The sequence below is a fragment of the Photobacterium sp. ABD4_091 genome (assembly GCF_056160145.1).
On sequence record NZ_JBSWWQ010000003.1, the window covers coordinates 374233 to 399427 of the forward strand.

Consider the following 25195-nt stretch of genomic DNA (forward strand, 5'->3'; position numbering starts at 1 on the left):
CATTTTTGAAATCGTGTTTTATTTTTTAAGAAATACCGTTTGATAATTGTATTTTCTTCGCTATAATACATCCATCAATCGAGATAGCCGTTCCTCAATTGGCTACCCTGAGCTGACTTATTATAACAATCTACTTCCTAACTTAAGCTTTGCCTTGTCTAACAGCGCTCTAGGACGGAGCGCTATTTTTTTGCCTGATTTTTCTTCTCGAACTATTCCGTCTACTGCAATTGGCTTCTCCTTGCTGTCTAACTCTGATGAATGACGATATCCTGACTGAAGCAAAAAGAACGCCGAAAAAGGCGCTCTTTTTGTTCATTGGTTGGCTTGTTAGCTAGCCGCGAGTGCAGCTTGTTCCTTCTTTACTTTGTTGTAGCGCATCTTCTTAAGGGTAATGGCCACCGCTGCTGTAGTAACCACACCGATAGCCATTGCAAGCAGTGCCAGGGCTGGTTTGTTGAAAGCACCCAGGAGAACTACAATTGGGCCACCGTGCGCAACGTTACAGGTCAGGCCGAAGCTAAAGCCAAGGATACAGGCCACAGCAGAGCCGATCATGTTAGCAGGGATAACGGCGAACGGGTCGCGGGCTGCAAACGGGATAGCGCCTTCGGAGATACCAACCAGGCCCATTGCGGTTGCCGCTTTGGCATTTTCCACTTCCTCGCCTTCGAACAGTTTCATACGGCTACCGATAAAGGCTGCCAAAGCCATACCCAATGGCGCGACAGGGATAGCGGCTGCTTGCGCCCCCATAAACTGGGTTTGACCTTCGGCAATCAGGCCGACACTGAATAGGAACGCCACCTTACCAAATGGCCCACCCATATCGAACCCTTGCATCAGGCCAATCACCAGGCCGATGAGGATAACATTACCGGTTGAGAGGTTGGCCAGTACGGTGTTCATGGTTTCCATGATGCCGGCGATAGGCGCACCGATGATAAAGATAAAGACAGCAGCGATGAACAGTGAGCCGGCAATCGGCGCGATCATGATAGGGACGAGCGGTTGGATCATCTTGTTGTAGTTGAAGCTGACAATCCATTTAACGAAGTAACCGACCAGCAAACCGGCAATGATGGCACCAATGAAGCCGGTACCGGCATCGGCATCATAGAAGGAGCCGTTATTGGCAATCCAACCACCGATCAAGCCCGGGGCCAGTCCAGGCCGGTCAGCGATGGCATAGGCAATGTAGCCGGCAAGGATAGGGATCATCAGGGTGAAGCCGACCACACCGACATCAAGGATTTTGTTCCACAGGCTGCCTTCCGGAATAGCGAGGCCGCCAGGGGTTGGCTCACCGCCAATCGCCAGTGAAATCGCAATCAAGATACCGCCGACCACGACGAATGGGATCATATGAGACACGCCATTCATCAAGTATTTGTAAAGGTCATGGCCTGAGCCACCAGGACCTGTTTTCGCAGCTGTTGTTTGGCTGGCTTTGTCATCGCCAGCAAAGGGTGGAGCAACTAATGCCTGTTCTATCAGGGTGTCGGCATTTTTGATTGCCTTTTTCACCCCGGTGATCACGACTTTCTTACCTGCAAAGCGGTTTAAGTCCACTTGCTTGTCACAGGCGACGACAATGGCATCAGCGCGAGCTATTTCTTCGGCTGTTGGCGCGTTTTTTACCCCTACCGACCCGTTGGTTTCTACCTTGTAGTCGTAACCCATTTCTTTGGCTGCATTTTCAATGGCTTCAGCCGCCAAATACGTGTGGGCGACCCCAACCGGGCAGCCTGTCACACCAATGATAAACCCTTTGGCTGGCCCTTGGTTTGTTTCTGGCGTTGAAACCCTTTCTTGTTCATCTGCGGTAAACAATGCCAGGGCTTGCTCGCTGTTGGAGGCATTTTGCAGGTCTTCGAGGAAAGAGGGTTCGATAATTTTTGAAGACAGGCTGGCAAGGACTTCGACATGGAAGTCACTGGCTTTTTCCGGGGAAGCGATCATGAAGAAGATCTTCGAAGGTTCTCCATCTTCAGCACCATACTCAATGCCAGCTTTGCTAACACCCACCGCAATCGCGGGGGCGATCACTGCACTACTTTTGGCATGGGGAAGGGCAACCCCGTCTTCGAAGCCAGTATTGCCTGTGGCTTCGCGCTCCCAGAGGCCTTTGACAAAGGTTTCTTTGTCCGACACTTTGCCTGCATTGACCAGTACGTCTGTAAGCTCATTGAATACCGCTTCTTTGTCTGTGGCAGCCAAGTCTAGCTTTATGAGCTGCTCATTTAGGATCTCTTTCATCATAGTGCAGATCTCTTTTTGATGTAGGGGGGTGAGATTTATGTATTTACAAATTATGATTTCATCTTAGTGATACTCTGACAGGTGAAAATTGATAGAGATCAAATTTATCGAATGGTATCCAGCCTGTTTCAGTAAATGTGAGCTGAGTAACGGATGTGATATGACAAAGATCACAGTTAATTGTAGGTGTATTTGTCATATCAAATTCACATTAAATCGATATTGCGTAAGGGAGTGATTGCTGGCCCCGCCATTGGCTGACCAACAATGTGCCGCTGCTCAGTGGCAAAACATCGTGGACATGATGGAAAGGTGAATTTTCCTCGGCCTCCATAGGCTGGAGATTTCCTGCAATGTAAACAGGCGGTTTGGCGCCGATTGCCCGGGTGACTTTGCCATCTTCATCAATGGCCAAGACAAAACCACTGTTATCTAGTCTGCTGGCATAATTTTCCAAATCAACGTCGCTGACAACAGGACCAGACCAGCACACCCCACAATATAATAATGACCCATGGATCACTGGTCGGCACGCATATACGCCGGGCAGGTGGATGGACTTGACGAACTCGCCTGCTAGGGTGAAAAACTTGAAGCTGGATTGTTTTCTCGAGGAAATGACCAGCAAGGGTTTCCCTCCTTTAGCTGCCGGCCGGTGATCGATGGCAATACCATGCGGGTTGATGAGCGAGTTGGCAGCCGGCGCGTTTTCAGTGCCGCCAAAAGAGAATTTGTAATTGCCATCTGGGGCGAAGCAATGGATGAAACTCGCGCCATAGCCGTCGGCAATGTAGATATCACCATTGGGCGCGACGCACGTTTCGGTTGGGTTGTAAGTCAAACCCGGGTGATAAATGCCCAGTTCAAATGGGTTGGCAAAGGTACGGATCACCTTACCGTCGAGGGTCGCCTGCACGACTTCACCACGGCCTTTGCTGACAACCCCATCGATTTCTACTACCCCAGTTTGGGTGATGAGAAGATATTCAATACCTTCCTCCTCGAATAGGGTCAGGCCGTGGCAGCTGTCATAACCCAACGTCCAACTGTCGAGGAACCTCCCATCAGCTCTGAAGATCAAGATGTTGTTTTCAGGGTGGTCGACAGAAAGAAAAATCCTGCCATCACGGCTTTGCGCCATTTCGTGGCAGTTTTCAATGGCAATGTGATCAGGGACCTGGGTCCATTGCTGGTTGAGCCATGGTAGGGGCGAGGTGTTTAACGAAGGCGATGGCTGGGGCATGTTCATTTCCTTTCTTTTAACTGACTGTATTTATTAGGCAAAGCGCTTACAAGAAATAGGCAATTTTGTGGGTGGTGATAATTGTTAACAAAATTAGCGCTTGCATAACATATCAAATGCCGATAATTTGTAAATACAAAAACAAGGTCGCCCAAACTATCCAATAAGGAAGCCACGCTATGTCCCTGCTCACCCCGACAAAAAAAATTATCCAGAACGACGTATCACCATTGCGTAGCCAGTACCAACAAGATGGCTATATCCTGCACAAGCAACCTCTGCTTGACCCACAGCAATTTTCAGAGTTACAGGATATCTTTGAGTCATTGATGGCTGCAAAAGGGGAGATGCGGGCTGATGAGTTGAACCGCCCGCATTATGCTGATCCAAGGTTGTTTAAGTTTTTGACCGCCAAACCGGTGTTGGATCTGGTCGAGTCTTTAATTGGTCCAAATATTGGTTTGTGGAGCAGCCACTTTATTTGCAAAGAAGCCTACACCGGCCGCATTACCCCATGGCATGAGGATTCGAAATACTGGGAAGGCCGAATTGATCGTATGGATAAGCTGGCGACTATCTGGTTGGCGATAGATCCTTCGAACAAGGAGAACGGTTGTATGCGGGTGATCCCGGGCACCCATGTACTGGAAGATAACTTTGAATATGTCGATGTCGACAAGGCAACCCATACCTTCTCGACCGAATTACACCACCGCTATTTTGACGAGCAGGATGCGGTGTACTTTGAACTGGAGCCGAACCAGTGCTCCATCCATGATGGCCGCATCTTTCATGGTGCACTGGCCAATACCAGCCCGCACCGCCGCTGCGGGTACACCATGCGCTACGTATCACTTGATTGTAAGGTCAATGATGCGCACCCGGATAACGAGACCCATCGCCTTTATCAAGTTAGGGGTGAGAATATCGCTAACAATAGGGTGTGCCAGCTACCTGATTTTTAATCGTTTTGTGGATAAACAAGCGTAAAAGAGGCGTCGGTTTACTTTGTAAACCGACGTTTTTATTAGCGGATGGAAACTGTGGTGAGCTCGTTGGATACCAGTGTTTCTACGGTGTACTGCGCCAGGACAGAGTGCAGCAGGTACACATGGTGTTGAATACACAGGCTAATATGCCCCGGCTCAGCCCGAAGAAGGAAGGCTTCTTTTTCATTTAGTGCTTTACCTGAGATGGTCTTGGCATCGTGGCTGATATTATGGCCGGCACTGTGTTCGACAAAATGCAGAACGGATTGCTCGCAGTGGGCTTCGGTAAAGGTTGGGAACAGCGCCACCGGCATCCAGGTTTCTTCCAAGATAGATGGTTCACCGTTGATAATCCGCATCCGCTTGAAGTGATAGAGTGGGGTACCTTCTTCTAGGCGGAATTTTTGCGCCAGCAACTCATTTGCCTGAGTTTGGCTGAATTCCAGCACAATGTTTTTTAAGTCGGTATCTTTGTTGATCCGCTCAGAGATACTAGTCAGGTTATTGTCCTGGTAGAACTCGGGCGGATTGACGAAAATCCCCGATCCTTGGCGGGAGTGGACAAACGACTCTTGTTTTAGTTTTTCAATCGCCTTGCGCAGTGTCGGCCTGCTAACGCCGAACTGGCTAGAAAGCGCATGCTCACCATCCAGTTGGGACCAAGCCGGGTAGTTTCCCGCAACAATGTCAGCTTTGATAGCTTGGTAAACTTCTATGTACTTCATCTCTAGAGCGACTTCTTTATAACTAGCGTACCTTGTCCCTGCAGTAGCCTAACCTGTTAACACATATTTAGGGTTCTAGGGCAAAGTTCATGAATATGTATGACTGAAATATTACCAGAAAAGCCCTTCTCACCCCACTGCCATCGCCAAATTTTCTTACTGCATGATCAAGATCATCCTTTTTGATGGTCGACTTATATTTGTATTTACATATTTTAAGTGTGGGTTTATGTTTATCCCATAACGCCAAGAGGAGCCCTACCATGTCATCCAAAATCGAAAACAACCCAAGCCAAGTTGATGTCAACAAAAAGATCCCTTGTGAGAAGCCAGTGCTGACCCAGCTGGAAATTATGGAAGCCTATACTCAAGCGCATCAGGGAGAACAGGATATCTACCAACGCGAGGTGGGCTGTTTATCCCAGCTGTATCCAATTTTGTTCAGACAAATTGAAGCAGAGGATTGTGTTGTCGGTCGTGTGGATTCATTGCCGATTGGTTTTGGTAGCGTGACATCGGTAGGTGGGGTCGGCCACTACTGTAATTTCGACAAGCTTGAGGCGCTGAAGAATGAATTGCCGGCAGCGGTACACGGCCGAGTCGACGCCCTGCTTGATTACTGGCAGCAACATGACACCCGTTCGATTTATTATCGCCAGACCCTAACTGAGACGACGTTGGGCAAGTTTGTTGATGTTAACTATCCAGCGATTGCAACGGCTCGCCTTAGCGGCATGTACCTCGATTACAACAAACTGGTGGACTTGGGCCTTAACGGCATGCGTACCCTTATTGGCGACAAGCTAGCGTTAGCGCGCCAGCAGTCGGATACCAAGGCTGTGTCGCTGCACCAATCATTCCTTGGTTGCCTAGATATTGTCGAAGCGGTCATCAACAAGTACATTGAGCTGTGTGCCAAGGAACTCGAAGCAACGTCTGATCTCACACGCAAGCACCAACTGAGTGATTTGATTGATGCCCTAGCCGCGATTCGCAGCGAGAAGCCGCAGACTTTCTTGCAGGGTATTCAGCTAACTTGGCTGTACAGCCTGTGTGCCGGGGTCGTGAACTACGGCCGCATGGACGACTATCTTGGTGACTTGCTGGCGGCAGATCTTGAAGCCGAGCGTATTACCGAGCGCCAGGCAATTAACTATATCCGCTCTCACTACCGCTTGATTGAAGCGCGTAAGACAACAGTGAATGGCCGTGTAGTCATAGGTGGTTTAGGCCGCCGCAACCCGGAAACGGCCGATGTGTACTGCAAACTGTCGATTCAGGCGGTACGTGAAAATAAAGATACCGAGCCTCAGTTTACCTTGCGCATTTACAAGGGCATGAACCAAGACGTCTACAATGACGCGCTGGATGCCATTGGTGAAGGCCTGACCTACCCAATCTTGTACAACGATGATGTTAATGTCCCTGCGGTTATGAAGTCGATGCAAATCTCAGAGCAGGATGCCCAGCACTATGTCCCATTTGGGTGCGGCGAGTTTGTCCTGTCGGGCAAGAGTGTCGGTACACCGAATACCTGTATCAATATCCTCAAGATTCTGAACATTTCATTGACCGGTGGTACTGACTTTTGGGACGGCCAGGACAAGAGCGGAGGGACTGCTTTGCTGCAGCCTGGGCAGGTCAATAGCTTTGATGATGTGATGAATAACTACAAGGCGCTGCTGGATTTCTATATCGACCTGACAGCCAATGCCCAGTCTTTCTCTTATGGCGTCATGAACCAACAAGTGGGCTTCTTGTTTACCAGCATGCTGACTGACGATTGTATCGGTCGTAGCAAGGCGTTACTCGATGGTGGTGTTTACAAGCTGGGAGGCACCAATGAAACCTACGGCAATACCAATGCTTACGATTCACTGGCTGCTATCAAGAAAGTGATCTTCGAGGATAACAAATACAGTTATGCCGAACTGATCGAAGCACTGAAAGTCGATTTCGATGGCTATGACCGTATGAAATACGATCTTATCAATGCGCCGAAATTTGGTAACGATGACAGCTATGTCGATGAGATTGCGGTCGAGATGCATGAATATATCTGTAACGGTATTAAAGACTCTGCCGCCAAAGTGGGGATGGACAGTTACCTGGTGGTGATCATCAACAATCAGGTGAACACCGAGTGGGGCAGGGCGACGAGTGCTTCTGCCGATGGCCGCCATCGCGGGGTATACATGAGCAATGCCAACAACCCACAGAGCGGTGCCGATAAAAATGGCCCAACGGCGATGCTAAACTCGCTGGCGAAGTTGAAGGCGGATGTCCATGCCGGCTCGGTACAGAACATGAAGTTCAGCAAGAACATGTACCAAGACAAGCGGATGATTGTCGAAGCCCTGCTTGATGGCTACTTTGAGCAAGGCGGCCCTCAAATTATGGTGAGTGTTGTGGGCAAGGGGGAGCTAGAAGATGCATACCACAACCCAGAGAAGTATCCGAACTTGGTGGTTCGTGTCGGTGGCTTCAGTGCCCGCTTCGTTAACCTAGACCGTGATGTTCAGCTGGAAATCCTTAACCGGACATTGAACGACTAATTTCAACCGGGCTGCTGATGGCAGCCCTTTCTTCTCTTTTCTCTTTCTTCGAAACGAACAGGTATAGCCATGCAAGGTATTGTCTTCGATATTCAGAAGTTCAGCGTCAATGATGGCCCCGGTGTCCGTACTGCTGTTTTTCTTAAGGGATGCCAGATGAAATGTGTCTGGTGTCATAACCCGGAGTCACTGAGTGTCAGGAAACAGCTGTCTTTCTCACAGCAGAAATGCGTTGGTTGCCGTGCTTGCGAGCAGGTGTGCCCGAAGGGGGTACATACCTTTGATGTCGCCGAAGGGGAGCATCTGGTTGATTTTGACAATTGTGATGCCTGCGGCCTGTGTGTCGATGCCTGTATGCATGATGCGCTTAAAATCTACGGGAAAGAGATGACGGTTAACCAAGTTTTTGCTGAGGTGATCAAAGACAAGGTCTATTTTGACAAGTCAGGAGGCGGCTTGACCCTCTCTGGCGGTGAGGCGCTCAAGCAATTTGATTTTTCTTTGGCTCTCGCCAAGAAGTGTAAGGAAAACGGCCTGCATGTCTGTATCGAAACTAACGGTGCATCAAAGCCTGAGCATTACCGGGCGATAGCGCCCTATGTTGACCTGTTTTTGTTTGACTACAAGGCAACTGGAGACAAAACCCATAAAGCCCTGACGGGGCTGTCTAGGCGATTGGTGGATGAAAACCTCAAGTTGCTTGAACGGATCAATGCTGCGGTGATCATGCGCTGCCCGATCATCCCCGGCTATAACCTTTCAGATCAGCATTTAGAGGCTATCGCAAGGCTGGCGAAAACAATGGACAATATCCAGAAAGTCGAGCTGTTGCCCTACCATAATTTCGGCAAAGGCAAGGCAGCAGAAATCGGACGGGAGTATGATGTTGAGGCTGATATACCCGCCGATGAGGATGTTCAAAACTGGCTGGCAAAAGTGCGAAGCTACGGTGAAGTCAACGTAAGTTTGAGCTAAAGCGTTCTAAGACTTACCAAGGTATGGGTCAAGAAATTGGCTCACTTGCGCTTGGCATAGCCCCAATTCAACCGTTACACCGGCTTGCTCGAGGATCGCTATTCCCTTGCCGCAGTTTCTTGGGTCGGGGTCGAGCATGGCTACCACAACATGCTTGATCCCGGATTTGACCAGTGTCTTGGCGCAAGCGGGTGTCCGGCCGATAAACGAGCATGGCTCTAGCGTGACATAGGCACTGACCCCTTCCAGGCTGCCTGAATAGGCATTCAACGCTTCGACTTCGGCATGGTTACCCCCAATCTTCTGGGTATGGCCTTCGGCGACAATTTGGTTGTCTTTGACCAGTACACAGCCAACCGGTGGGTTTGGCTGGCAGTCTGGCAAAGCTTGCTGTGATAATTCCAAGGCGCGAAGCATAAACTTCTCAGGTATTTACTCTATATCTCTAAAACGGGTAGAAGACGGGTATATTACCATCATCGAAAAGGGGGGCGAGAGATCATCCAAATTGCTCTAACAGTTCACCAATGACAGGCAAGATAGAGAGTACCAATAAACCGGACATGGATAAATTAAACCATTTACGGTGGGTCTCATTGTTCAAGTATCGCTTGAGCCATGAACCGAAATATAGCCAGATCCCCACACTGGGAAAGGAAATAATCAAAAATGTACTGGCTAAAATCAGCGTCTGGGTGGTGAATTCACTGCCTGAAACAGTAAATGCAGCAATAGCTCCAGTTGCAACTACCCAAGCCTTGGCATTGACCCATTGAAATAAAGCGCCGTTGAGGAAAGTCAGTGGTTCAGATTGTTCTTTTGCTCCAAAACCGTCTTTTGAGCTTGAAATCAACCATGCCAAATAGAACAAATACAACACGCCTGAAATTTTGATGATGGTGTGTAGGCGCGGGAAAAGCTCGAAAATCTGGCCGAAGCCAAAACCGACAAGTAGCAACATGAAAGAGAAGCCAACGCATATTCCGCATAATACAGGCAGGCTCTTTTTGATGCCAAAATTAAGCCCTGAGGTCATCACTAGAATGTTATTGGGGCCTGGCGTTGCGGATGATACCACCGCAAACAATATCAATGAGAATATGTAGTCCATTACATTTCCATGGTTGATTATTTGATTCGGGTAGACAGCATTGCCCTTATTTATATATTGGCTATTGAATATATGTATTTAATGACATTGTCTCTACGGGATACTGGTCTCGATATTTAATTGCCCTTCCAGCCCAGCTTCGCGGTGGATGCTCAGGGTCTTAAATTCCTCTGAAGAGGTCATATCGAGTAGGGCTTGCCTAGAAGGGTATTTTACAATGACAAAGGCATCCCATAGTTCATCTACTTCGCCTATTATCAATCCGGTTATATCCGAATAGAAAACGACTTCAGCACCGTATTTATCCAATACCTCCAGCATAGGCTTGCCATAGAGTTCATAAGCCTCTTTACCGGTTAAAGTCGTTTCTCGGCCATCGGGGTAAATGGCTTTTTCCTTGAAGCGGAATAAATTAAGCAGGTGAATTTCGCCACTGTCTGGATCATTGTTGAGTCTCTCCATCTGTGAGTCAGATGGATATAGCTGATTTAGAACTTCCATATTCTCTCCAAGTCACTAGCGCTAGTTCACTTGCTGGTATTTTCTTACTTGCGAAATCTTAATATGAAGAGATGTTAATTAAAGGTAAAGTGTATTTTTGAATAATGGCGATCTTTTTCGAAAAATAGAATATTTATATATAGATTATGACTGCTTTGCGAGGTCAATGAGAAGTACTTCAAGCATACGTCAGTGAGCCAATCATCTATCCTTACCCTGATATTGTTCAAATGGGGAGTGATGATGAAATCGGTATTATATGCACTTATATTTTCATTTTTGTCTTTTCCTGCCTTTGCTGAGCAACATGGCAAGAAAAAACCATCGTTTGATGACCTTGATACCAATGGTGACGGGGTTTTATCGAGAGACGAGGTAAAAGGCCCCTTGGCGGATCATTTCGATACCATTGATGCCGATGGTGACGGTGTGATCACTAAAGCCGAAATGCCAGAAAAGCCCCCTATAAAGAAGAGCTACTAGGCTTAAGTTCATGATCTTAATCGATGTATAACAGCGCCTGATGCAGGCGCTGTTGATTTTGTTATATCCCTTCTAACGCTTCCAATGATTCAGGTAATATCTGGCCGCCATCAACCACTAGGGTTTGCCCGGTGATATAGCCTGCTTCGTCGGAGGCAAAGAACAGAGCCGTATTGCCGATATCTTCGACATTCCCCAAGCGGTTCAGCGGGATAGATGCCGCCATGGTATCTAAGTAGTCCTGACCGAGATTTTGTAACCCTTCGGTGTAGATATTTCCTGGCATGACGGCATTTATCGTAATACCAGCGCGAGCCAGTTCAATGGCTGCAGTTTTGACAAAGCCCAATTGACCCGCCTTAGAAGCGCCATAGTGGGACCAGCCCGGAAAACCTGTAACAGGGCCGGTAATGGATGAAGTAACGATGATCCGGCCCTTGCCTTGCTCTCTCATAAATGGCGTAACCGCTTTGACGCTGAGGAACAGGCTCTTTAGGTTAGTGTCCATCACCTGATCCCAATTCTCCGGATCCATCTCGCTAAGGCTGGCTTGCGGGAAAATCCCTGCATTGGCACACAGCACATCGATACGGCCGTATTTTTCTCTGACAAATTCAGCCATTTTCTGCATTTCCTGCCAGTTGCTGACATCTGCCAAGAAGTATTCAGCGTTGAATCCTTGTTGATGAAATTCAGCAATGGCCTGTTGGGCGGACTCTTCACCACGGGCAACGATAATCACATTAGCACCTTGGCGTGCGAATACGCGTGCGATGCCTTTACCGATTCCTTTGCTTCCCCCAGTGACGATTACCGTTTGGCCTTTGATTGAGCTGAGCATGATGAACCTTCTCCAATTATCTGATTGTTTAGTGAAAGGAGCATCATAATGTGCGGAAGGTATAACTTATTGGTCTTAATTGTAAGTTTTTTTATACATTGAGCGCGATGCCAATTATTTGCAAACACATTGCAAGCGGGTAGGGGCACACAGGTTATGATTCGTTACAAATTCACTGTCGGTTAACCGTCACATCATGTGCATTTTTCAAGGATAAATTGCAAGGTGCAATTTTGCGTAAAATACGCATTGATAACATTGGAATAGGTTTTGTCATTTTAACGGCGGGATGATCGTTAGCGGTTACAGCAGGGAGGCAAATGGTACAGAGAGAAGCAAAGGTAGATGAAACAAACACTGCAACAGATTTATGGCCTATCTGATGATCTTACAGCACAGCTGATACAGGCTGGAACGTTCAGGACCCTGCAGCGAGGGAAGTATCTTGGATTTCAAAATGAGCATCCCGAGGCGCTTTATTTGCCCATAGATGGGATTATAGCTCTGCAAGCCCCCTTTGAGTTAAAAGACGACTACTTCTACGCGGTCTTCTCTGCTGGGATCCTAGTGAATGACATGTACCTGATGAACCCCCAGCCTCGGCTTGAATCTCTGAAAGCGTTAACGGATGTCACCGTACTGTCGATCCCTATATCTCGGGCCAGGGAGCTGTTAAGCAAATCCGTGGTTTTCTCTCAATTTGTGCTTAAGTCGATTTCCCTCAAACTCTATACCGTGATCAGTATTAACTACATCCAGTCGGAGAAGAACCCGGAACAAAAAATCCTTAAGTGTCTTCAGCATCTGGCAAATTTAAATCCGGATAATCGGATCTATTTGAATTACCGGCATATTGCGTCTCTGATGGTGATTTCACGGAACACGGTGGCGAAGGTGGTCAAGGAGCTCCAGAGAAAAGGGGGGCTGCTGGTGGAAAAGAACTGTATCTCTTTTTCGGCAGAACACGGGCACAGCCTGGTAGCGAGTTGCTCTTTGCATTAAGCGGGACAGTATTGTTTGTTACTATCGGTATAAGGTTGCGATTATGAGTTGGGCAATGTGTCATGCAGCATGAGAACAGAGCGGAATTAGAGCATTTCACTTCGATGCTTTCCGAGCAGAGCTATCCGCACTTGTACCAAGCATTTATGAAAAATGCGGTCGCAAAACGCTTCGAGGCTGATGAGATCATTGTCTTCCAGGAAGAAACAACTCAGCGTTTGGGATACTTGGCGTCCGGTGATGCCGAGGTCCATATTACGTCTTTGGAAGGTGATACGATTATTGCCGAGCGATTTAGCCCTGGCAGTTTGCTCAATGGCCCTCGATATCTCGATGGAAAGGCCTCGCCTGTTGATGTGATAGCGATTCAGCCATGTACTGTACTCTTCTTGCCATATCGTATGTTGCGAAGTGATCCGGTATTAGATGCCGAAACCTTGAGGTTGGTAGCTCACTCCGCGGCAGCTTTGTTTAGGTTGGCTGAAAAAGCGTACAGGGCCGCGATGCTTCTTCCTTTGAAAGAAAGAATTGTCCATCGATTGTTTTTATTAAAAGATGAAAACAATAATATTGACATCACAGCTGAAAAAATGGCTCATTATTTGGGTGTCAGTAAATATAAAATACACCGATCATTGAATGAGTTGGAAAAAGAAAAAAGGATTGTGAATACTTATGGCTCTGTGACATTAGTTGAATCAGAACTTAACGAGTAATTAATTTTTATTTTATTTTGTTTTGGTCTTGATGAATAAGGACAATATTATTGTCGAACGCTTCCTGCATTGAAATATTGCCTTCTATGATAGCCTGTAGACCGACATGGGTTGGCATAATCCTCTGGCGGATTGATATCGACCTCGAGTTTCCCTTCGTTGCTAATACCGTAACTTGACCATAGTGGCACGTCTGCCAGCAGGATGTAAACATTATTAACACCTTGTTTTTCAAGTTTTCTTGAGAACAGGTTTAACCACCAAGATGCCCTTTGGAAGGCGGGTATTCCTTCTAATGTGACCACGGGGTTGATAAGCCCAGTTTGCTCGGCATACATGCCTGCTAGTACCGATTGCATCGTACCGGGAAGAACCGGACTGTTATCATCATACTCCATGCTCATATGAAATGGGCATGAGAAAGCGATACTTGAAAATAATAGCACGGCTAAGAATATTGATAGTTTACTTTTTATCATCGTTTACTTTCATTATCACTAATAAATGTTTTAGTGAAATGTATCACTAAATATCAGAATGGAAATTTTACTTTGTAATATTGAAAAGGAATCCTGTTGATATGCTTTTGGTGAATTAACTTATTTCGATAAAGCAAAGGTAAGACTATGTTTAAACTTACTTGTGTTGCAGCACTTGTTGCAGCCGTATCTTCCGCATCGGTATTTGCCAGCAGCTCTCTGTCTGTTGATCAAAACAGTGTTGTTAGCCCGACTGGCGCCATTGTTGCTGAAAGCTTGAACAATAAAGATCAGCAATATACCGAAGGTGCTTACGAAGTTAAGCCTGGAGTGTGGTCGGTGACTGGCCTTGGTATGGATAATATCAATGTGATCGAGGGCGAGAAAGGCATTATCGTCATTGATGGTGGTATCAGCCGTGATTACGCGAAAAAGCTATGTCGATGCTGCCGCCAGAAGTAGCGAACAAGCCTGTTACAGCCATTATTTATACCCACTGGCACTATATCTTCGGAGCGGGCGAGTGGAATGTGAGCGATGATACGGTTGTGGTTGCCCACCAAAACCACCAGAGAGAGCTGACGGCATCGACCGATGTGACATCGCCAACAGCGCCTGCCCGTATGGTTCGAGGCCAGGTTCAACTGGGTACCTTCTTGCCAAAAGAGGGCGAAGACTCACCGTCGGTGACGGGTCTGGTCAATGTGGATCTCTCTGATATTTCAGGCTATATGGCGCCAACCAAGCTGGTGGAAGACGCAGAAACGACCTTTGAGCTCGATGGGGTGACGTTTGTTACCCATGCCGGTCATTCAGATACCCTAGATGGTTTGAGCATTTACCTGCCAGAACAGAAAGTCAGCATCGATAATACCTACTGGGCACATGGCTTGTTCAACTTCTCTACCTTGCGCGGCGACCGCTGGCGTGACACCGAACTGCTGCGTGAGGCAACTCAGTGGCTGCTGGAGCAGGATATCGATGTCAGTATCAAAGTGCATGGCAAGCCGGTATCTGGTGAGGTATTCAAAGAGCAGCTGACGGCACAGATGCAGTCTATCGACTACCTGATCACCGAGACGGAAAAAGCCATTGGCCAAGGTATGGCACCGGATGAAATTCAGTACAACGTGACCTTCCCTGAAGAGTTGGCGAACTCTCCGCACTTGCATCAGAACTATGGCGAATGGAGCTTCCATGCCCGACGTTACTACAACCAGTCGATGCACTGGTTCGGTAATGACTCCATTGATTTGCACCCATTGGAGCGCAACGATGAAGCGCGTCGCATGGTGAAGGTGATGGGCGGTGTGGATAAGGTGATTGCGCAGGCCAAAGAAGCCCATCAGGATGGCGAGTACCAATGGTCAGCACAGTTGGCGACATAAAACAAACAATGTCGCGCTGACTTTTGCCGCCATGTGGTTGCGGCCATGGAGCAGAACACCGGTGAGGTGCTCAACCCTGACTACCGGGTGGAAATCCATGACCTGATGACAGAAGATGCTGAGGTGTGCCGCTTTGTTCATAAGATTGAGAAAAAGTAAATATTGCTAATCTATCAAAAACCTCGCCAATGCGAGGTTTTTATTTTTATAACTCAAACTTCAAACGTATAGCGCAATGAGCGCTTCTCGAACCCTTGCTTGGCATAAAACTCTTGGGCTTGGTAGCGGCTTAATGAAGTGGTGACTTCCAATAATTGGCAGCCATGCTGCTTGGTATGGTTTTTTGCTACTTCAATAAGCGTTGAGCCAATGCCCTTGCCGCGTTTATCTTTTTCTGCCACAAGTGCGGTGATACGGCAAATCTGCTCGCCGGTGGGAAAATACGGAAAGGTGATCAAAGAAATAAGCCCGAGCAATCCGTCTTCGCAACCGAAAACCATTGTTGTTTGCCTGTTGTCGTCCAGCATTGACTCGATAATTGCGGGTGAGGCTTGATAGCCAAGCTGAGTCAGCAAAATGCCAATGGCTGGGGCATCGTCCTTTTTGGCTTGTCGGATCATATCAATTCCCATTTAAGTATGACGATCCCAGCCTAGCAGCCCGATATGACAAGTTTGTGGAGTGATAACTCAGAGGGGGGAAATAGGGGAGAATTAAGAACTGTATATATCCAAGCGGCTTAGGGTGCCAATTGGATATATACAGTGCAGGTAAGAGCGTGAATTAAGCCACTTCGCTTGGCAAGCGGTGTTTCTCTTCCTTCAGTAGGAACTGAGACGCTGAACGGGCCTTGTCGGCATTGCCTGCCATAATGGCATCGTAGATAGCACGGTGCTCATTGATACATACGCCGCCGTCTTTAGACGAGTGGTGGATGAAGCTCATGAAGATAGTTGCCATCACATTACCGAAAGGCAAGTAGAAGTCGTTACCTGTTGAGAAGAAAATCAAACGGTGGAAGTGCATATCCACTTCAGCCCAACGCTCTTGGTCAAAGTCGTCGGCAATTTCGCACATCTGCTGGAAGGTCTCAGATAGCTCGATACGTTGATCTGCTGTGGCATTACGAGCGGCTAGTGCACAGGCTTCTGGTTCGATAGCTTTACGCAGGCCAAGGAACTGATGGTAGAAGACTTCGGCGTTTTGCAAACCTTCCATCCACTCAAGAAGTTGAGGATCTAGGAAATTCCAGTTAAGGCGGTCAACAACCTTGGTACCGATTTTCGGTTTTGATTCAAGCAGGCCTTTTGACGTCAGAAGCTTAACAGCTTCACGTAGGGCGGTACGGCTGATGCCAAATTGTTCACAGAGCGTCATTTCGCCAGGGATCACTTGGCCTTGAGCGAGCTGGCCAGAGAGAATGCGACGGGCGATTTCGCGGGCGACCTGCACATGCAGGCTGCGTTTGGATCCCGCAATCGCGGTAAAACTAGAAGACATGTTAATCCTTGGTTCAATAACAATATGTATGACTATATGACTACAGTATACTGGATTTAGACTTGTTGCTTGAGAAGTTTTGAATTTTTCAGGCAAAAAAGCCGACTTTCGTCGGCTTTTTATGGTAATAAACTTTGCCGCTAGGGGCAATTTTTAGCTAAAAAAACAGTCTATCTGTAGCCGATATTCTAGAGGCGAACCATTAGAAGCTGTAAGTAATACCTACACGGCTACGTAGCTCACGGGTATCGTTGTTGTTACCGCTAGCATCTGTTCTGTTGAAGTTAACGTCACCAAACTCAACATATGGGCTCCAAGCGCCTGGGCGGTAGCGGATGCTAATATTATTCTCGTAGTTGGTGTCTTTACCGTCGAAAAGCTCGTAACCTTCTGCTTTGTAGTAGTTCATTTCAAGGCCGAACTGCCAGTCATTGATTTTATAGCCAACGTTACCTGTTACACGGTGGCGCTTATCAGTGCTTTGGCCATCGCTGTAAGTTTTGAAGTCATGACGGTAACGACCGCTCAAAGTAAGGCCTTCTACATTATCGAATGCATAAGTCAAACGCACCTGTGGTTTATAGGTCATACCGCTGCTGCGGCCTTCAATTGGCATGCCTGGCTGAAGGGTCCAGTTGTCGTTTAGACGGAAACGGTATCCCCAGTCAAATTCCCAACCATTGTTTTGCAGATCTTCCATGAACTTGCCATCTGCACCTTTAAATTTCAGTTCACCACTGAAGTAAAAATCACCAATGCTTTCATTGATCTTTACACGGCTAGAGTGCTGTTCAGATTTACCGCGGTATTCGTGACGGAAGTCGATAGAAGCAGCGCTAACTTGGCCTGCGATAAGTGCTGAACCAATAAGCAGCATCAGGGGAGAGTGTTTAAACATAGTGTTATTCCTGAATTGTGTAGGGCGTTCTTAATAAAGTAATACAATAGTATTGTTTTGATTTTTGCCGTCAATCAGGGGTAAACGCTAATTGTGATCCTGATCTATGGTGACCATGATCACAGTTAAATTGTAAATGGTATTGGATTCAGTGGTTTAGTTGTTTTTTGAGAAGTTCTTTTTATATTTTTTCATTGGTCATAAACGTGAAATCGATCAAAAAAGTATGACATTTTGATTTCAGTCAATATTTTGTTTTACTGTATTTGTTGTTTATGTGTATTTTAAGATATTGTTTTTATTGGTTTTTATGCTCTTGTGTTACTTTTATCCTAAAATAATCGTGATCGTTATCGCGATTAAAGAATATTGTAGTACAAGAAAGTTGGCGGAGTTTTTATAGTATAAGCAAATTACTACTCAAAAGGACTTCCACGATGGATCTTAATACCATGATCGTCGGCATCTACTTTTTGTTCCTAATAGCAATTGGTTGGATGTTCCGGACATTTACCAACACCACCAGTGATTACTTCCGAGGGGGAGGTAGCATGCTTTGGTGGATGGTAGGTGCTTCAGCATTTATGACCCAGTTCAGTGCTTGGACGTTTACGGGGGCTGCCGGTAAAGCGTATGACGACGGCTTTGCTGTTGCGATCATCTTCTTGGCTAATGCCTTCGGTTATCTGATGAACTACCTGTACTTCGCACCGAAGTTCCGTCAGATGCGTGTGGTTACCGTAATAGAAGCGATTCGCCTTCGTTTTGGTAAGCACAATGAGCAGGTGTTTACCTGGTCTGGTATGCCTAACAGTGTTATCACGGCGGGTATCTGGCTAAATGGTCTGGCGATCATTGCATCAGGTATCTTTGGCTTTGATATGACGATGACCATTATCCTGACCGGTCTGGTGGTATTGGTGATGTCGGTAACAGGAGGCTCTTGGGCGGTTATTGCCTCTGACTTCATGCAGATGGTTATCATCATGGCGGTAACGGTGACCTGTACTATCGTTGCTGTTGTTCAAGGCGGCGGTGTGGGCGAAATCGTCAACAACTTCCCACTTGAAGAAGGCGCATCTTTCATTTCGGGTAACAACCTTAACTACCTAAGCATCTTTGGTATCTGGGCATTCTTCCTTTTCTTCAAGCAGTTCAGTATCACCAACAACATGCTGAATTCATACCGTTACCTAGCGGCCAAAGACTCTAAGAACGCGAAAAAAGCAGCGCTTCTTGCTTGTATCCTGATGACCATGGGCCCACTAATCTGGTTCATGCCTTCTTGGTTCATTGCAGGTCAAGGTGTTGATCTTGCGGCGCAATACCCAGATGCAGGCTCTAAAGCCGGTGACTTTGCCTACCTATACTTCGTTCAGGAATACATGCCAGCAGGTATGGTGGGTCTTCTGATCTCTGCGATGTTCGCCGCCACCATGTCTTCAATGGACTCTGGTCTGAACCGTAACTCAGGTATCTTCGTTAAGAACTTCTACCAGCCAATCTTGCGTCCTAACGCACCTGAGAAAGAGCTAGTGGTGGTATCTAAGCTGACATCGACCTTCTTCGGTATCGCAATCATCCTGGTTGCCCTGTTCATCAACTCGCTGAAAGGCCTGAGCCTGTTTGACACCATGATGTATGTCGGTGCACTGATTGGCTTCCCGATGACTATCCCGGCATTCTGTGGCTTCTTTATCAAGAAAACACCGGACTGGGCTGGCTGGGGTACGCTGGTTGTCGGTGGTATCGTGTCTTACTTCGTTGGTTTCGTTATTACCGCAGACATGGTTCAGAACTGGTTCGACCTTGAGCCGCTAACTGGCCGTGAATGGTCTGACTTGAAAGTGGCCATCGGCCTGATTGGTCACCTGATTTTCACTGCAGGCTTCTTTATCCTGTCGACCGTGTTCTACAAGCCGCTATCTGAAGAGCGCCAGAAAGACGTTGACCGCTTCTTCAACAACCTGGCAACGCCATTGGTTTCTGAATCAACAGAGCAGAAGAAGCTGGATAACAAACAGCGCCGTATGCTTGGTTCTCTGATTGCTACTGCTGGTGTGGGTGTGATGGCAATGTTCGCTCTACCTAACCCATTCTGGGGCCGAATGATCTTCGTTCTGTGTGGTGCGATTGTCCTTGGTGTGGGCTTGCTACTAGTCAAAGCGGTTGACGGCAAAGTGGAAGAAAACGCCGAACTGGCTACCGAGCAAGACTAATAAGCGGGACGAGTACCTGCTGTATCCAAAACTGTAAATCCTCTCCGTGAAACATCCGGGCGGCGATTCTGCCGCCCGGAATAAGGAAAATAGAATGAAAAAACACACGCCTATCGCACTGGCTCTGCTAGCTGCGCTGTCTTTCAACGCCCATGCGACGTCACCAACGCCGGTACAGTTGCCAGAGACTGCAGTTGAGCAATCCATTGCTGATGTATCACTGCAATCATTGACTGCCGAGCAGTTGGTAGCAGCCCAAAGCCGTGATGTTGCGGATATCACCAAGGTAGAAGCAGCCAATGAAGCTGCCGTTGAAGCGTTGAAACAACAGCTTGAAAATGCCAAGCCGGGTGAGGTGATCAGTATTGCCCCTGGCCGTTATGCCAACCTAGGTGTGGTTGAATTGACAGCCGACGACATTACAGTCAAAGCTGAACAGCCGGGAACAGTGCTGCTGACCGGTTTGGTGCAGCTGGTCGTCAAAGGCGATGACATTACCCTAGATAGCCTGGTGTTTACCGAAGGTGGCCCGGCAGAGCGCTTTGGTGGCGTGCGTCTGGAAGGTATGCGCAATACCCTGCAGAACTCAACCTTCTACTACTTTAACGATGATTACGAGTACGAGCCTGACGAGCGTCGTAGTGAGTACCCACGTTACTTGTGGGTATCGCTATGGGGCAAGGATGGTAAGGTGATCAACAACCGTTTCGAGGGTAAGCACAAGCGCGGCACCTTGATCGGTATTCAGAAGAATATTGACGATAAGGCGGATAACCACCTGATCGAAGGCAATATTTTCTACTCGCAGAAGAAGAACCAGTATAACGAGTTGGCGATTGAAAAAGCCATCCGCTACAACGGCAACAGCTGGGAAGCGATCCGTATCGGTGACTCGAAGAGCAGCCAGTGGCCGTCACGCACCCAGTTTGTCAATAACCTGCTGGTGGACTCTGACGGTGAGCGCGAGCTGATCTCGATTAAATCTGGCGAGAACCGTATCGCGGGCAACACCATCTTCGAAAGTGCGTCGATGATCTCCCTGCGTCACGGTAAAGCCAACGTGGTGGAAAACAACGTGATCATCGGCAACAACAAGCAAGATACTGGTGGTATCCGTATCTACGATGAAGACCATGTGGTTCGCAACAACTACCTAGTTGGCCTGCGCGGCTCGGGTGGCCAGATCGCCGGTAATGCCGATGTTCGCGGCGGTGTGGTGATCAACACCGGTATCATCGATGTGAAGAACAACGAACAGCTTGACCAGGAAGTGAAGGGCAAAGAGCTCAACAAGCAGTGGACGCCGAAGAATGTCACAGTGGAAAACAACACCATGGTAGACGTGGAGTTCGGCATGGTTCACGGCAACCAGGGCCACCGTGTCAGCCTGTTTGATAACAGCCAGGTAGAGGCTATTTTCACCGGCGATCATATTACTTTCAGCAGCAACGTGGTGTTCAACCTCGAGGAAACATTGCAGGCACTGCGTGCTGATCCTGCCACACCGCTAACAAGCCCAACTTACAGTGACGAGATCTACTTCGGTCAGGTTCATGGTATCGAGGGTGTGCCAGCGGGTGTATCCCAGCAGAAACCAAGCTACACCAAGGTGGGTGACTTCTACCAGTTCGCTGAAGGCGGTGCCGATGTATCGAAACTTCACGTGCTGACTGCTGATGAAATCGGCCCTAGCTACCGTTTGCACGTAGCACCGAAGAGCTAATTTTCTAGTTTGACGTTTTGTTAATTGTCGTAATTTGCCCGGGCACCTTCCAAGGTGTCCGGGCTTTTTTGTTGCGTTCAACCTCAAGCCGAAAAGTACAAGTGATTGGATTTTCTGTCTATGTCGCTTTGGCTGGGGGTGGGTAACAATGAATACACACAAACCTACAACATCCAATATCAATACCAGCTCTAGGAAGGAACGAACTATGCCTATTCAACAACAGTTTCGCGATGCCATGTCTAACCTTGCCGCAGCCGTCAATGTGGTGACATCAGGAGGGGAGGCAGGCACTGTTGGCCTGACTGCGACAGCCGTCTGTTCGGTGACCGATAGCCCTGCCACGGTATTGGTGTGCGTAAACCGCAACAGTGCTTCCAACCAGATCTTCAAGGACAATGGCCGTATCTGCGTGAATGTATGTGCTGCCGAACATAAAGACATGTCGATGCATTTTGCTGGGATGACAGGCATGGCAATGGAAGACCGATTCCAGCTACCGGGTTGGGAATTCAACCAGCATGGTGTGCCGGTACTGACTGATTCACTGGCGACGCTGGAAGGTAAGATCGCCTCTGTGAGCGAAGTAGGTACTCACAGCGTGTTCTTTGTTGAAGTTGAATCCATTACCACCGCCGAGAGCGATGCGCTGGTGTACTTCTCGCGTGAGTTCAAAGCTGTCGAAGCAACAAGGAAGATGCCGGAAGTGGCTTAAAAATACCAGTGCAAGCAACATATTAAACAGCTATCAGGCCGCAAACTCTTGTCGCAACGAGTTTGGCGGCCTGTTGTCGATTAGAACTTCAAGCCAACCGTAACTGCGATTTGGTCAGGTTCGTAGCGGTAAGGTCCCACATCAAATTTCATGACTTCGTTGGAGACATTGATATAAAACATGTCTGCTGTCAGACGCACGCCGAAACCGTAATAGGTGTTGGTGTCGGTATAACTCGAGTGGTAGCAGTACTTTCTCTCACACCAGTTATGGTCTTCGGTCGTGCGGTGAAAACCTAGCGAGAAATAGGGCTTGAGAGACACGCTAGGGCTTAGTGGGAACGCATAGCCTAAGTCAGCCCCCAGTTTGATGGTGCTATAGTCCACTGATCCGTATTTGTAGTCGTAGCCCGACTCTTCATAGGAAAGGTTGAATCCAACGATACGGTTGAAATCATACCCGCCCTCCAACTTGAAACCAGTATCGGTATCAATGTAGCGGTCAGACAGATAAGAGATCCCCAAACCAACACGCGGCCCCTGATAAGCGTTAGGACCGCCATGATGGTAATGATGATGGGTGTGGTGCTGATTGGCGCTAGCGACCATCGGAGCTGTAGTTAGCAGGGTTAAGGCTGCGGTTGCGAGTAACTTTTTCATTATCTGCCTTACTGTGGAAATAGGAAGCGGGCAGATTATGGCGATCAAGCTTAGGGTTGTAATTAGTAAGTCAGGTGAAATAACAGAAAGCTGACAAAAATGGATCTTTTCGAAGCATTTGACTGCTAATTCGCGATAGATGTAAGCAATTGTTTCGATCTTTATTGATGGGAGCTCTGCTTTCCTGTGATGCATGTGGTGTTCAATGGGCAGGAAATGCACCTAGGGGTTTTATTGCAGAACTGCTGGCCGTGTTCAACCATGAGCCCGTGGTAAAAGGCATAGCGCTGGGTATTGGCAGGAATGGCTTGCTCGACCATAAGCCTGAACTTTTCATAATTTGGGGGGACATCCAACCCGTTGCGCTCGAAGATCCGCCGGGCATAGGCGTCGATAACAAAAGAGGGTTTGCCGATGGCATACACCAAGATGGCATCAGCGGTTTCTCCACCCACGCCCTTTATGGCTAACAATTCCTTTCTTAGGGCTGGAAGTTCAATCGCTCTAGCTTGTTCTATGTCGTACTTATAGCCTTTGAACCATTCCGTTAGCGCTTTGAGTTTGATGGCTTTTTGATTGAAATACCCGCTAGGCCTGATTTTTTGAGCCAGTTCGTCAAGTGGTAATAGCTCGATAAGGTGCGGGTTATTGGCAGCTTCACCGAGATTCTTCAGTGCCTTATCGGCATTTCTCCAATTGGTATTCTGGACGAGGATGGTGCCTAGCATGGTTTGGTATGGTGGTGTATCCGGCCACCAGTCGAAGTAACCATAATGGCTTTCAAGCGTGCTGAAAACGGCTTGTATCAGATGTAACTGGCTTGAGGTACCTTTCGATATAGTATCCATTGTTTGTATTTCTGCTCTGCTTGATCCCCGCACACAGCGTAGTTTATTCACAAGGCTTTGTCATAAGGCTCCAGCTCGTTATGGTGAGTTTGCGTAGAGTGCGCGACCGCGAGCCCCGAACAAGAGACCACAGTATTTCTTCCTTGTTGCTTGGCCTGATATAGGGCTTGATCTGCCCTTGAGACGAGTTGCTCCCAGCTTTCACCGTCTTGAAGGCAAGCGACACCAAAACTTGAGGTTAATACAAGGCTGTCAATTACCTCACATTCACAGATATTAGCCCTCAGTAAGTTGGCAAGGTTTCTGGCATCTTCAACGCTAGTTTCGGGGAGTAAAATCAATATTTCATCCCCACCAAACCGATAGGCCGAATAGGCGTTTTGAGTTTGCGCGCTGATGATTTGAGCGACCCGTTTTATCGCTTCGTCTCCTGCCAAATGACCATACTTGTCATTAATCATTTTGAAGTTGTCAATATCTGTCATGATGATACTGAGTGGCTGCACTTTACGCCTGCTTGCCATTAATTTGGGTAGCTTCCCCTCTAAGGCATGGCGATTGTAGAGCTGTGTTAGTGGATCTCGGCGCGAAAGCTCCCGGATAGAATTGATCAAGCGGGCGTTGATCATCCACATCATGCTGAAGCTCAGCGCAACCACTAGAATAATACTGAACAAGAAAGTGAGCTGGTGGATAACTCCTGCATACATGAAGCTATGTAACTCTCCAGAATATAACGTCCAAATGACCCTTAACGCCATAAATGAGCCATAGAGGAATAAAGAAGTCGACATCATCCAAACTGCGATCTTCAAGTCTTTATTTGTTCCTTTTATCGTTGCGATAGCTGATATGAATGTGGTGATGGCCAGGAAAACACTGATAACCATAACCCTTGCCTTGATTGACGGCGAAACGTGGGTGAAGTAATAAAATAGCGAGATAGAGAGCGGGATGCAGGAATAGGTAAAATAAGTAAATTTCAGCGAACCCTTTCTGAAAATACATAAACTATGCAGAACCAACTGAAAGCCTAACATAATCACAGTATTAGCAAGGACAATGCTAAACCAGTCTGGTGTTGTTCCTCTCATGCCGAGGAAGAATGGACCGACACCAATAAACAAAAGAGATAATGCAAATAGCTCTAGTCCCGGTATTTCTTTTTGGGATCGCCGATAGAGAAGAAAGCCAACACTGTAGATACAAGAAAACAGAATGATAATAAAGTTGAGCGTTCTTATATCGAGAGTAAAAAAGTCCATGTTCACTAACCACTCTTTGTAAGGCAACAAAGTAGCTGGGAGCCATATCCCACTTTTTAGGTAATTGGATCATAGAGTACTGTTAATATTATTCTCAA

At 47.5% G+C, this 25195-nt stretch carries 25 protein-coding genes; 11 read left to right on the top strand and 14 right to left on the bottom strand.

Translation table 11 applies throughout. The features are described 5' to 3' along the window. Positions 1-330: 330 nt before the first annotated feature. Both ACXAGQ_RS23110 and ACXAGQ_RS23115 read right to left on the bottom strand, forming a co-directional pair. Positions 331-2262: a PTS fructose transporter subunit IIABC gene (locus ACXAGQ_RS23110; protein ID WP_475257109.1), complete on the bottom strand. Its 1932-nt coding sequence runs from the start codon at positions 2260-2262 to the stop codon at positions 331-333. Positions 2263-2473: 211 nt separating this feature from the next. Then, a complete protein-coding gene (locus tag ACXAGQ_RS23115; RefSeq protein WP_475257111.1) occupies positions 2474-3505 on the bottom strand; it encodes an NHL repeat-containing protein in 1032 nt (343 codons plus the stop codon). A gap of 179 nt (positions 3506-3684) precedes the next feature. Between ACXAGQ_RS23115 and ACXAGQ_RS23120 the strand changes: the two genes are divergently transcribed. After that, the gene (locus tag ACXAGQ_RS23120; RefSeq protein WP_475257113.1) at positions 3685-4470 is read left to right on the top strand and encodes a phytanoyl-CoA dioxygenase family protein; all 786 of its coding nucleotides are present in this window, start codon (positions 3685-3687) and stop codon (positions 4468-4470) included. A gap of 62 nt (positions 4471-4532) precedes the next feature. Here ACXAGQ_RS23120 and ACXAGQ_RS23125 read toward each other — a convergent pair whose 3' ends face one another. Next, on the bottom strand, positions 4533-5219 hold the full coding sequence (locus ACXAGQ_RS23125) for a GntR family transcriptional regulator (protein WP_475257115.1): 687 nt from the start codon (positions 5217-5219) through the stop codon (positions 4533-4535). 263 nt (positions 5220-5482) lie between these two features. Here ACXAGQ_RS23125 and ACXAGQ_RS23130 point away from each other — a divergent pair, with 263 nt between their 5' ends. Together ACXAGQ_RS23130 and ACXAGQ_RS23135 are read left to right on the top strand one after the other, a co-directional pair. Beyond that, positions 5483-7774: a pyruvate formate lyase family protein gene (locus tag ACXAGQ_RS23130; RefSeq protein ID WP_475257116.1), complete on the top strand. Its 2292-nt coding sequence runs from the start codon at positions 5483-5485 to the stop codon at positions 7772-7774. Positions 7775-7843: 69 nt separating this feature from the next. Continuing rightward, the gene (locus ACXAGQ_RS23135; RefSeq protein ID WP_475257118.1) at positions 7844-8749 is read left to right on the top strand and encodes a glycyl-radical enzyme activating protein; all 906 of its coding nucleotides are present in this window, start codon (positions 7844-7846) and stop codon (positions 8747-8749) included. 6 nt (positions 8750-8755) lie between these two features. Here ACXAGQ_RS23135 and ACXAGQ_RS23140 read toward each other — a convergent pair whose 3' ends face one another. The 3 genes from ACXAGQ_RS23140 to ACXAGQ_RS23150 all read right to left on the bottom strand — a co-directional run bounded on the left by ACXAGQ_RS23140 (position 8756) and on the right by ACXAGQ_RS23150 (position 10361). Continuing rightward, positions 8756-9166 (bottom strand): bifunctional diaminohydroxyphosphoribosylaminopyrimidine deaminase/5-amino-6-(5-phosphoribosylamino)uracil reductase RibD, encoded by a 411-nt coding sequence (locus tag ACXAGQ_RS23140; protein WP_475257119.1) that lies wholly within the window; start codon positions 9164-9166, stop codon positions 8756-8758. Between the two features lie 82 nt (positions 9167-9248). Then, complete coding sequence (locus ACXAGQ_RS23145; protein WP_475257121.1) at positions 9249-9860, bottom strand: LysE family translocator; 612 nt, start codon at positions 9858-9860, stop codon at positions 9249-9251. A 93-nt stretch (positions 9861-9953) separates the two neighbouring features. Next, positions 9954-10361, bottom strand: coding sequence for a DUF1330 domain-containing protein (locus ACXAGQ_RS23150; RefSeq protein WP_475257123.1), 408 nt, complete (start codon positions 10359-10361; stop codon positions 9954-9956). A 192-nt stretch (positions 10362-10553) separates the two neighbouring features. Here ACXAGQ_RS23150 and ACXAGQ_RS23155 point away from each other — a divergent pair, with 192 nt between their 5' ends. Further along, complete coding sequence (locus ACXAGQ_RS23155) at positions 10554-10844, top strand: hypothetical protein (protein ID WP_475257124.1); 291 nt, start codon at positions 10554-10556, stop codon at positions 10842-10844. A 61-nt stretch (positions 10845-10905) separates the two neighbouring features. Here the strand turns inward: ACXAGQ_RS23155 and fabG are convergent, their stop codons facing one another. Then, positions 10906-11685 (bottom strand): 3-oxoacyl-ACP reductase FabG, encoded by a 780-nt coding sequence (gene fabG / locus ACXAGQ_RS23160; protein ID WP_475257125.1) that lies wholly within the window; start codon positions 11683-11685, stop codon positions 10906-10908. A gap of 345 nt (positions 11686-12030) precedes the next feature. Here fabG and ACXAGQ_RS23165 point away from each other — a divergent pair, with 345 nt between their 5' ends. Both ACXAGQ_RS23165 and ACXAGQ_RS23170 read left to right on the top strand, forming a co-directional pair. Then, positions 12031-12687, top strand: coding sequence for a Crp/Fnr family transcriptional regulator (locus tag ACXAGQ_RS23165; RefSeq protein ID WP_475257127.1), 657 nt, complete (start codon positions 12031-12033; stop codon positions 12685-12687). 62 nt (positions 12688-12749) lie between these two features. Next, on the top strand, positions 12750-13403 hold the full coding sequence (locus ACXAGQ_RS23170) for a Crp/Fnr family transcriptional regulator (protein ID WP_475257128.1): 654 nt from the start codon (positions 12750-12752) through the stop codon (positions 13401-13403). A 47-nt stretch (positions 13404-13450) separates the two neighbouring features. Here ACXAGQ_RS23170 and ACXAGQ_RS23175 read toward each other — a convergent pair whose 3' ends face one another. Further along, entirely contained in the window at positions 13451-13882 is a 432-nt protein-coding gene (locus tag ACXAGQ_RS23175; protein ID WP_475257130.1) for a hypothetical protein, read from the bottom strand. A 147-nt stretch (positions 13883-14029) separates the two neighbouring features. Between ACXAGQ_RS23175 and ACXAGQ_RS23180 the strand changes: the two genes are divergently transcribed. After that, positions 14030-14344 carry a hypothetical protein gene (locus ACXAGQ_RS23180; protein ID WP_475257131.1) on the top strand — a complete coding sequence of 105 codons (315 nt, stop codon included), beginning with the start codon at positions 14030-14032 and terminating at the stop codon, positions 14342-14344. Beyond that, on the top strand, positions 14320-15270 hold the full coding sequence (locus ACXAGQ_RS23185) for an alkyl sulfatase dimerization domain-containing protein (RefSeq protein WP_475257133.1): 951 nt from the start codon (positions 14320-14322) through the stop codon (positions 15268-15270). Before ACXAGQ_RS23180 ends, ACXAGQ_RS23185 begins: the two co-directional genes overlap by 25 nt. A gap of 212 nt (positions 15271-15482) precedes the next feature. On the opposite strand, the gene ACXAGQ_RS23190 is transcribed toward ACXAGQ_RS23185, so the two are convergent. From ACXAGQ_RS23190 to ACXAGQ_RS23200, 3 genes are all read right to left on the bottom strand, one after another. After that, positions 15483-15890: a GNAT family N-acetyltransferase gene (locus ACXAGQ_RS23190; RefSeq protein ID WP_475257135.1), complete on the bottom strand. Its 408-nt coding sequence runs from the start codon at positions 15888-15890 to the stop codon at positions 15483-15485. Between the two features lie 163 nt (positions 15891-16053). Continuing rightward, a complete protein-coding gene (locus ACXAGQ_RS23195) occupies positions 16054-16770 on the bottom strand; it encodes a FadR/GntR family transcriptional regulator (protein ID WP_475257136.1) in 717 nt (238 codons plus the stop codon). A gap of 202 nt (positions 16771-16972) precedes the next feature. Further along, positions 16973-17668: an oligogalacturonate-specific porin KdgM family protein gene (locus tag ACXAGQ_RS23200; RefSeq protein WP_475257137.1), complete on the bottom strand. Its 696-nt coding sequence runs from the start codon at positions 17666-17668 to the stop codon at positions 16973-16975. A gap of 437 nt (positions 17669-18105) precedes the next feature. On the opposite strand from ACXAGQ_RS23200, the gene ACXAGQ_RS23205 reads away from it, so the two are divergent. The 3 genes from ACXAGQ_RS23205 (at position 18106) to hpaC (ending at position 22325) form a co-directional block, all read left to right on the top strand. Then, positions 18106-19887 (top strand): sodium:solute symporter family transporter, encoded by a 1782-nt coding sequence (locus tag ACXAGQ_RS23205; RefSeq protein WP_475257139.1) that lies wholly within the window; start codon positions 18106-18108, stop codon positions 19885-19887. A gap of 94 nt (positions 19888-19981) precedes the next feature. Next, positions 19982-21610, top strand: a complete 1629-nt coding sequence (locus tag ACXAGQ_RS23210) for a polysaccharide lyase 6 family protein (RefSeq protein WP_475257140.1) — start codon at positions 19982-19984, stop codon at positions 21608-21610. Between the two features lie 208 nt (positions 21611-21818). Next, entirely contained in the window at positions 21819-22325 is a 507-nt protein-coding gene (gene hpaC / locus ACXAGQ_RS23215; RefSeq protein ID WP_475257141.1) for a 4-hydroxyphenylacetate 3-monooxygenase, reductase component, read from the top strand. 80 nt (positions 22326-22405) lie between these two features. Here the strand turns inward: hpaC and ACXAGQ_RS23220 are convergent, their stop codons facing one another. The 3 genes from ACXAGQ_RS23220 to ACXAGQ_RS23230 form a co-directional block, all read right to left on the bottom strand. Continuing rightward, on the bottom strand, positions 22406-22984 hold the full coding sequence (locus tag ACXAGQ_RS23220) for a porin family protein (RefSeq protein WP_475257142.1): 579 nt from the start codon (positions 22982-22984) through the stop codon (positions 22406-22408). 161 nt (positions 22985-23145) lie between these two features. Further along, entirely contained in the window at positions 23146-23832 is a 687-nt protein-coding gene (locus ACXAGQ_RS23225) for an endonuclease (protein ID WP_475257144.1), read from the bottom strand. Positions 23833-23879: 47 nt separating this feature from the next. Then, entirely contained in the window at positions 23880-25097 is a 1218-nt protein-coding gene (locus ACXAGQ_RS23230; RefSeq protein WP_475257145.1) for a GGDEF domain-containing protein, read from the bottom strand. Positions 25098-25195: the final 98 nt, after the last annotated feature.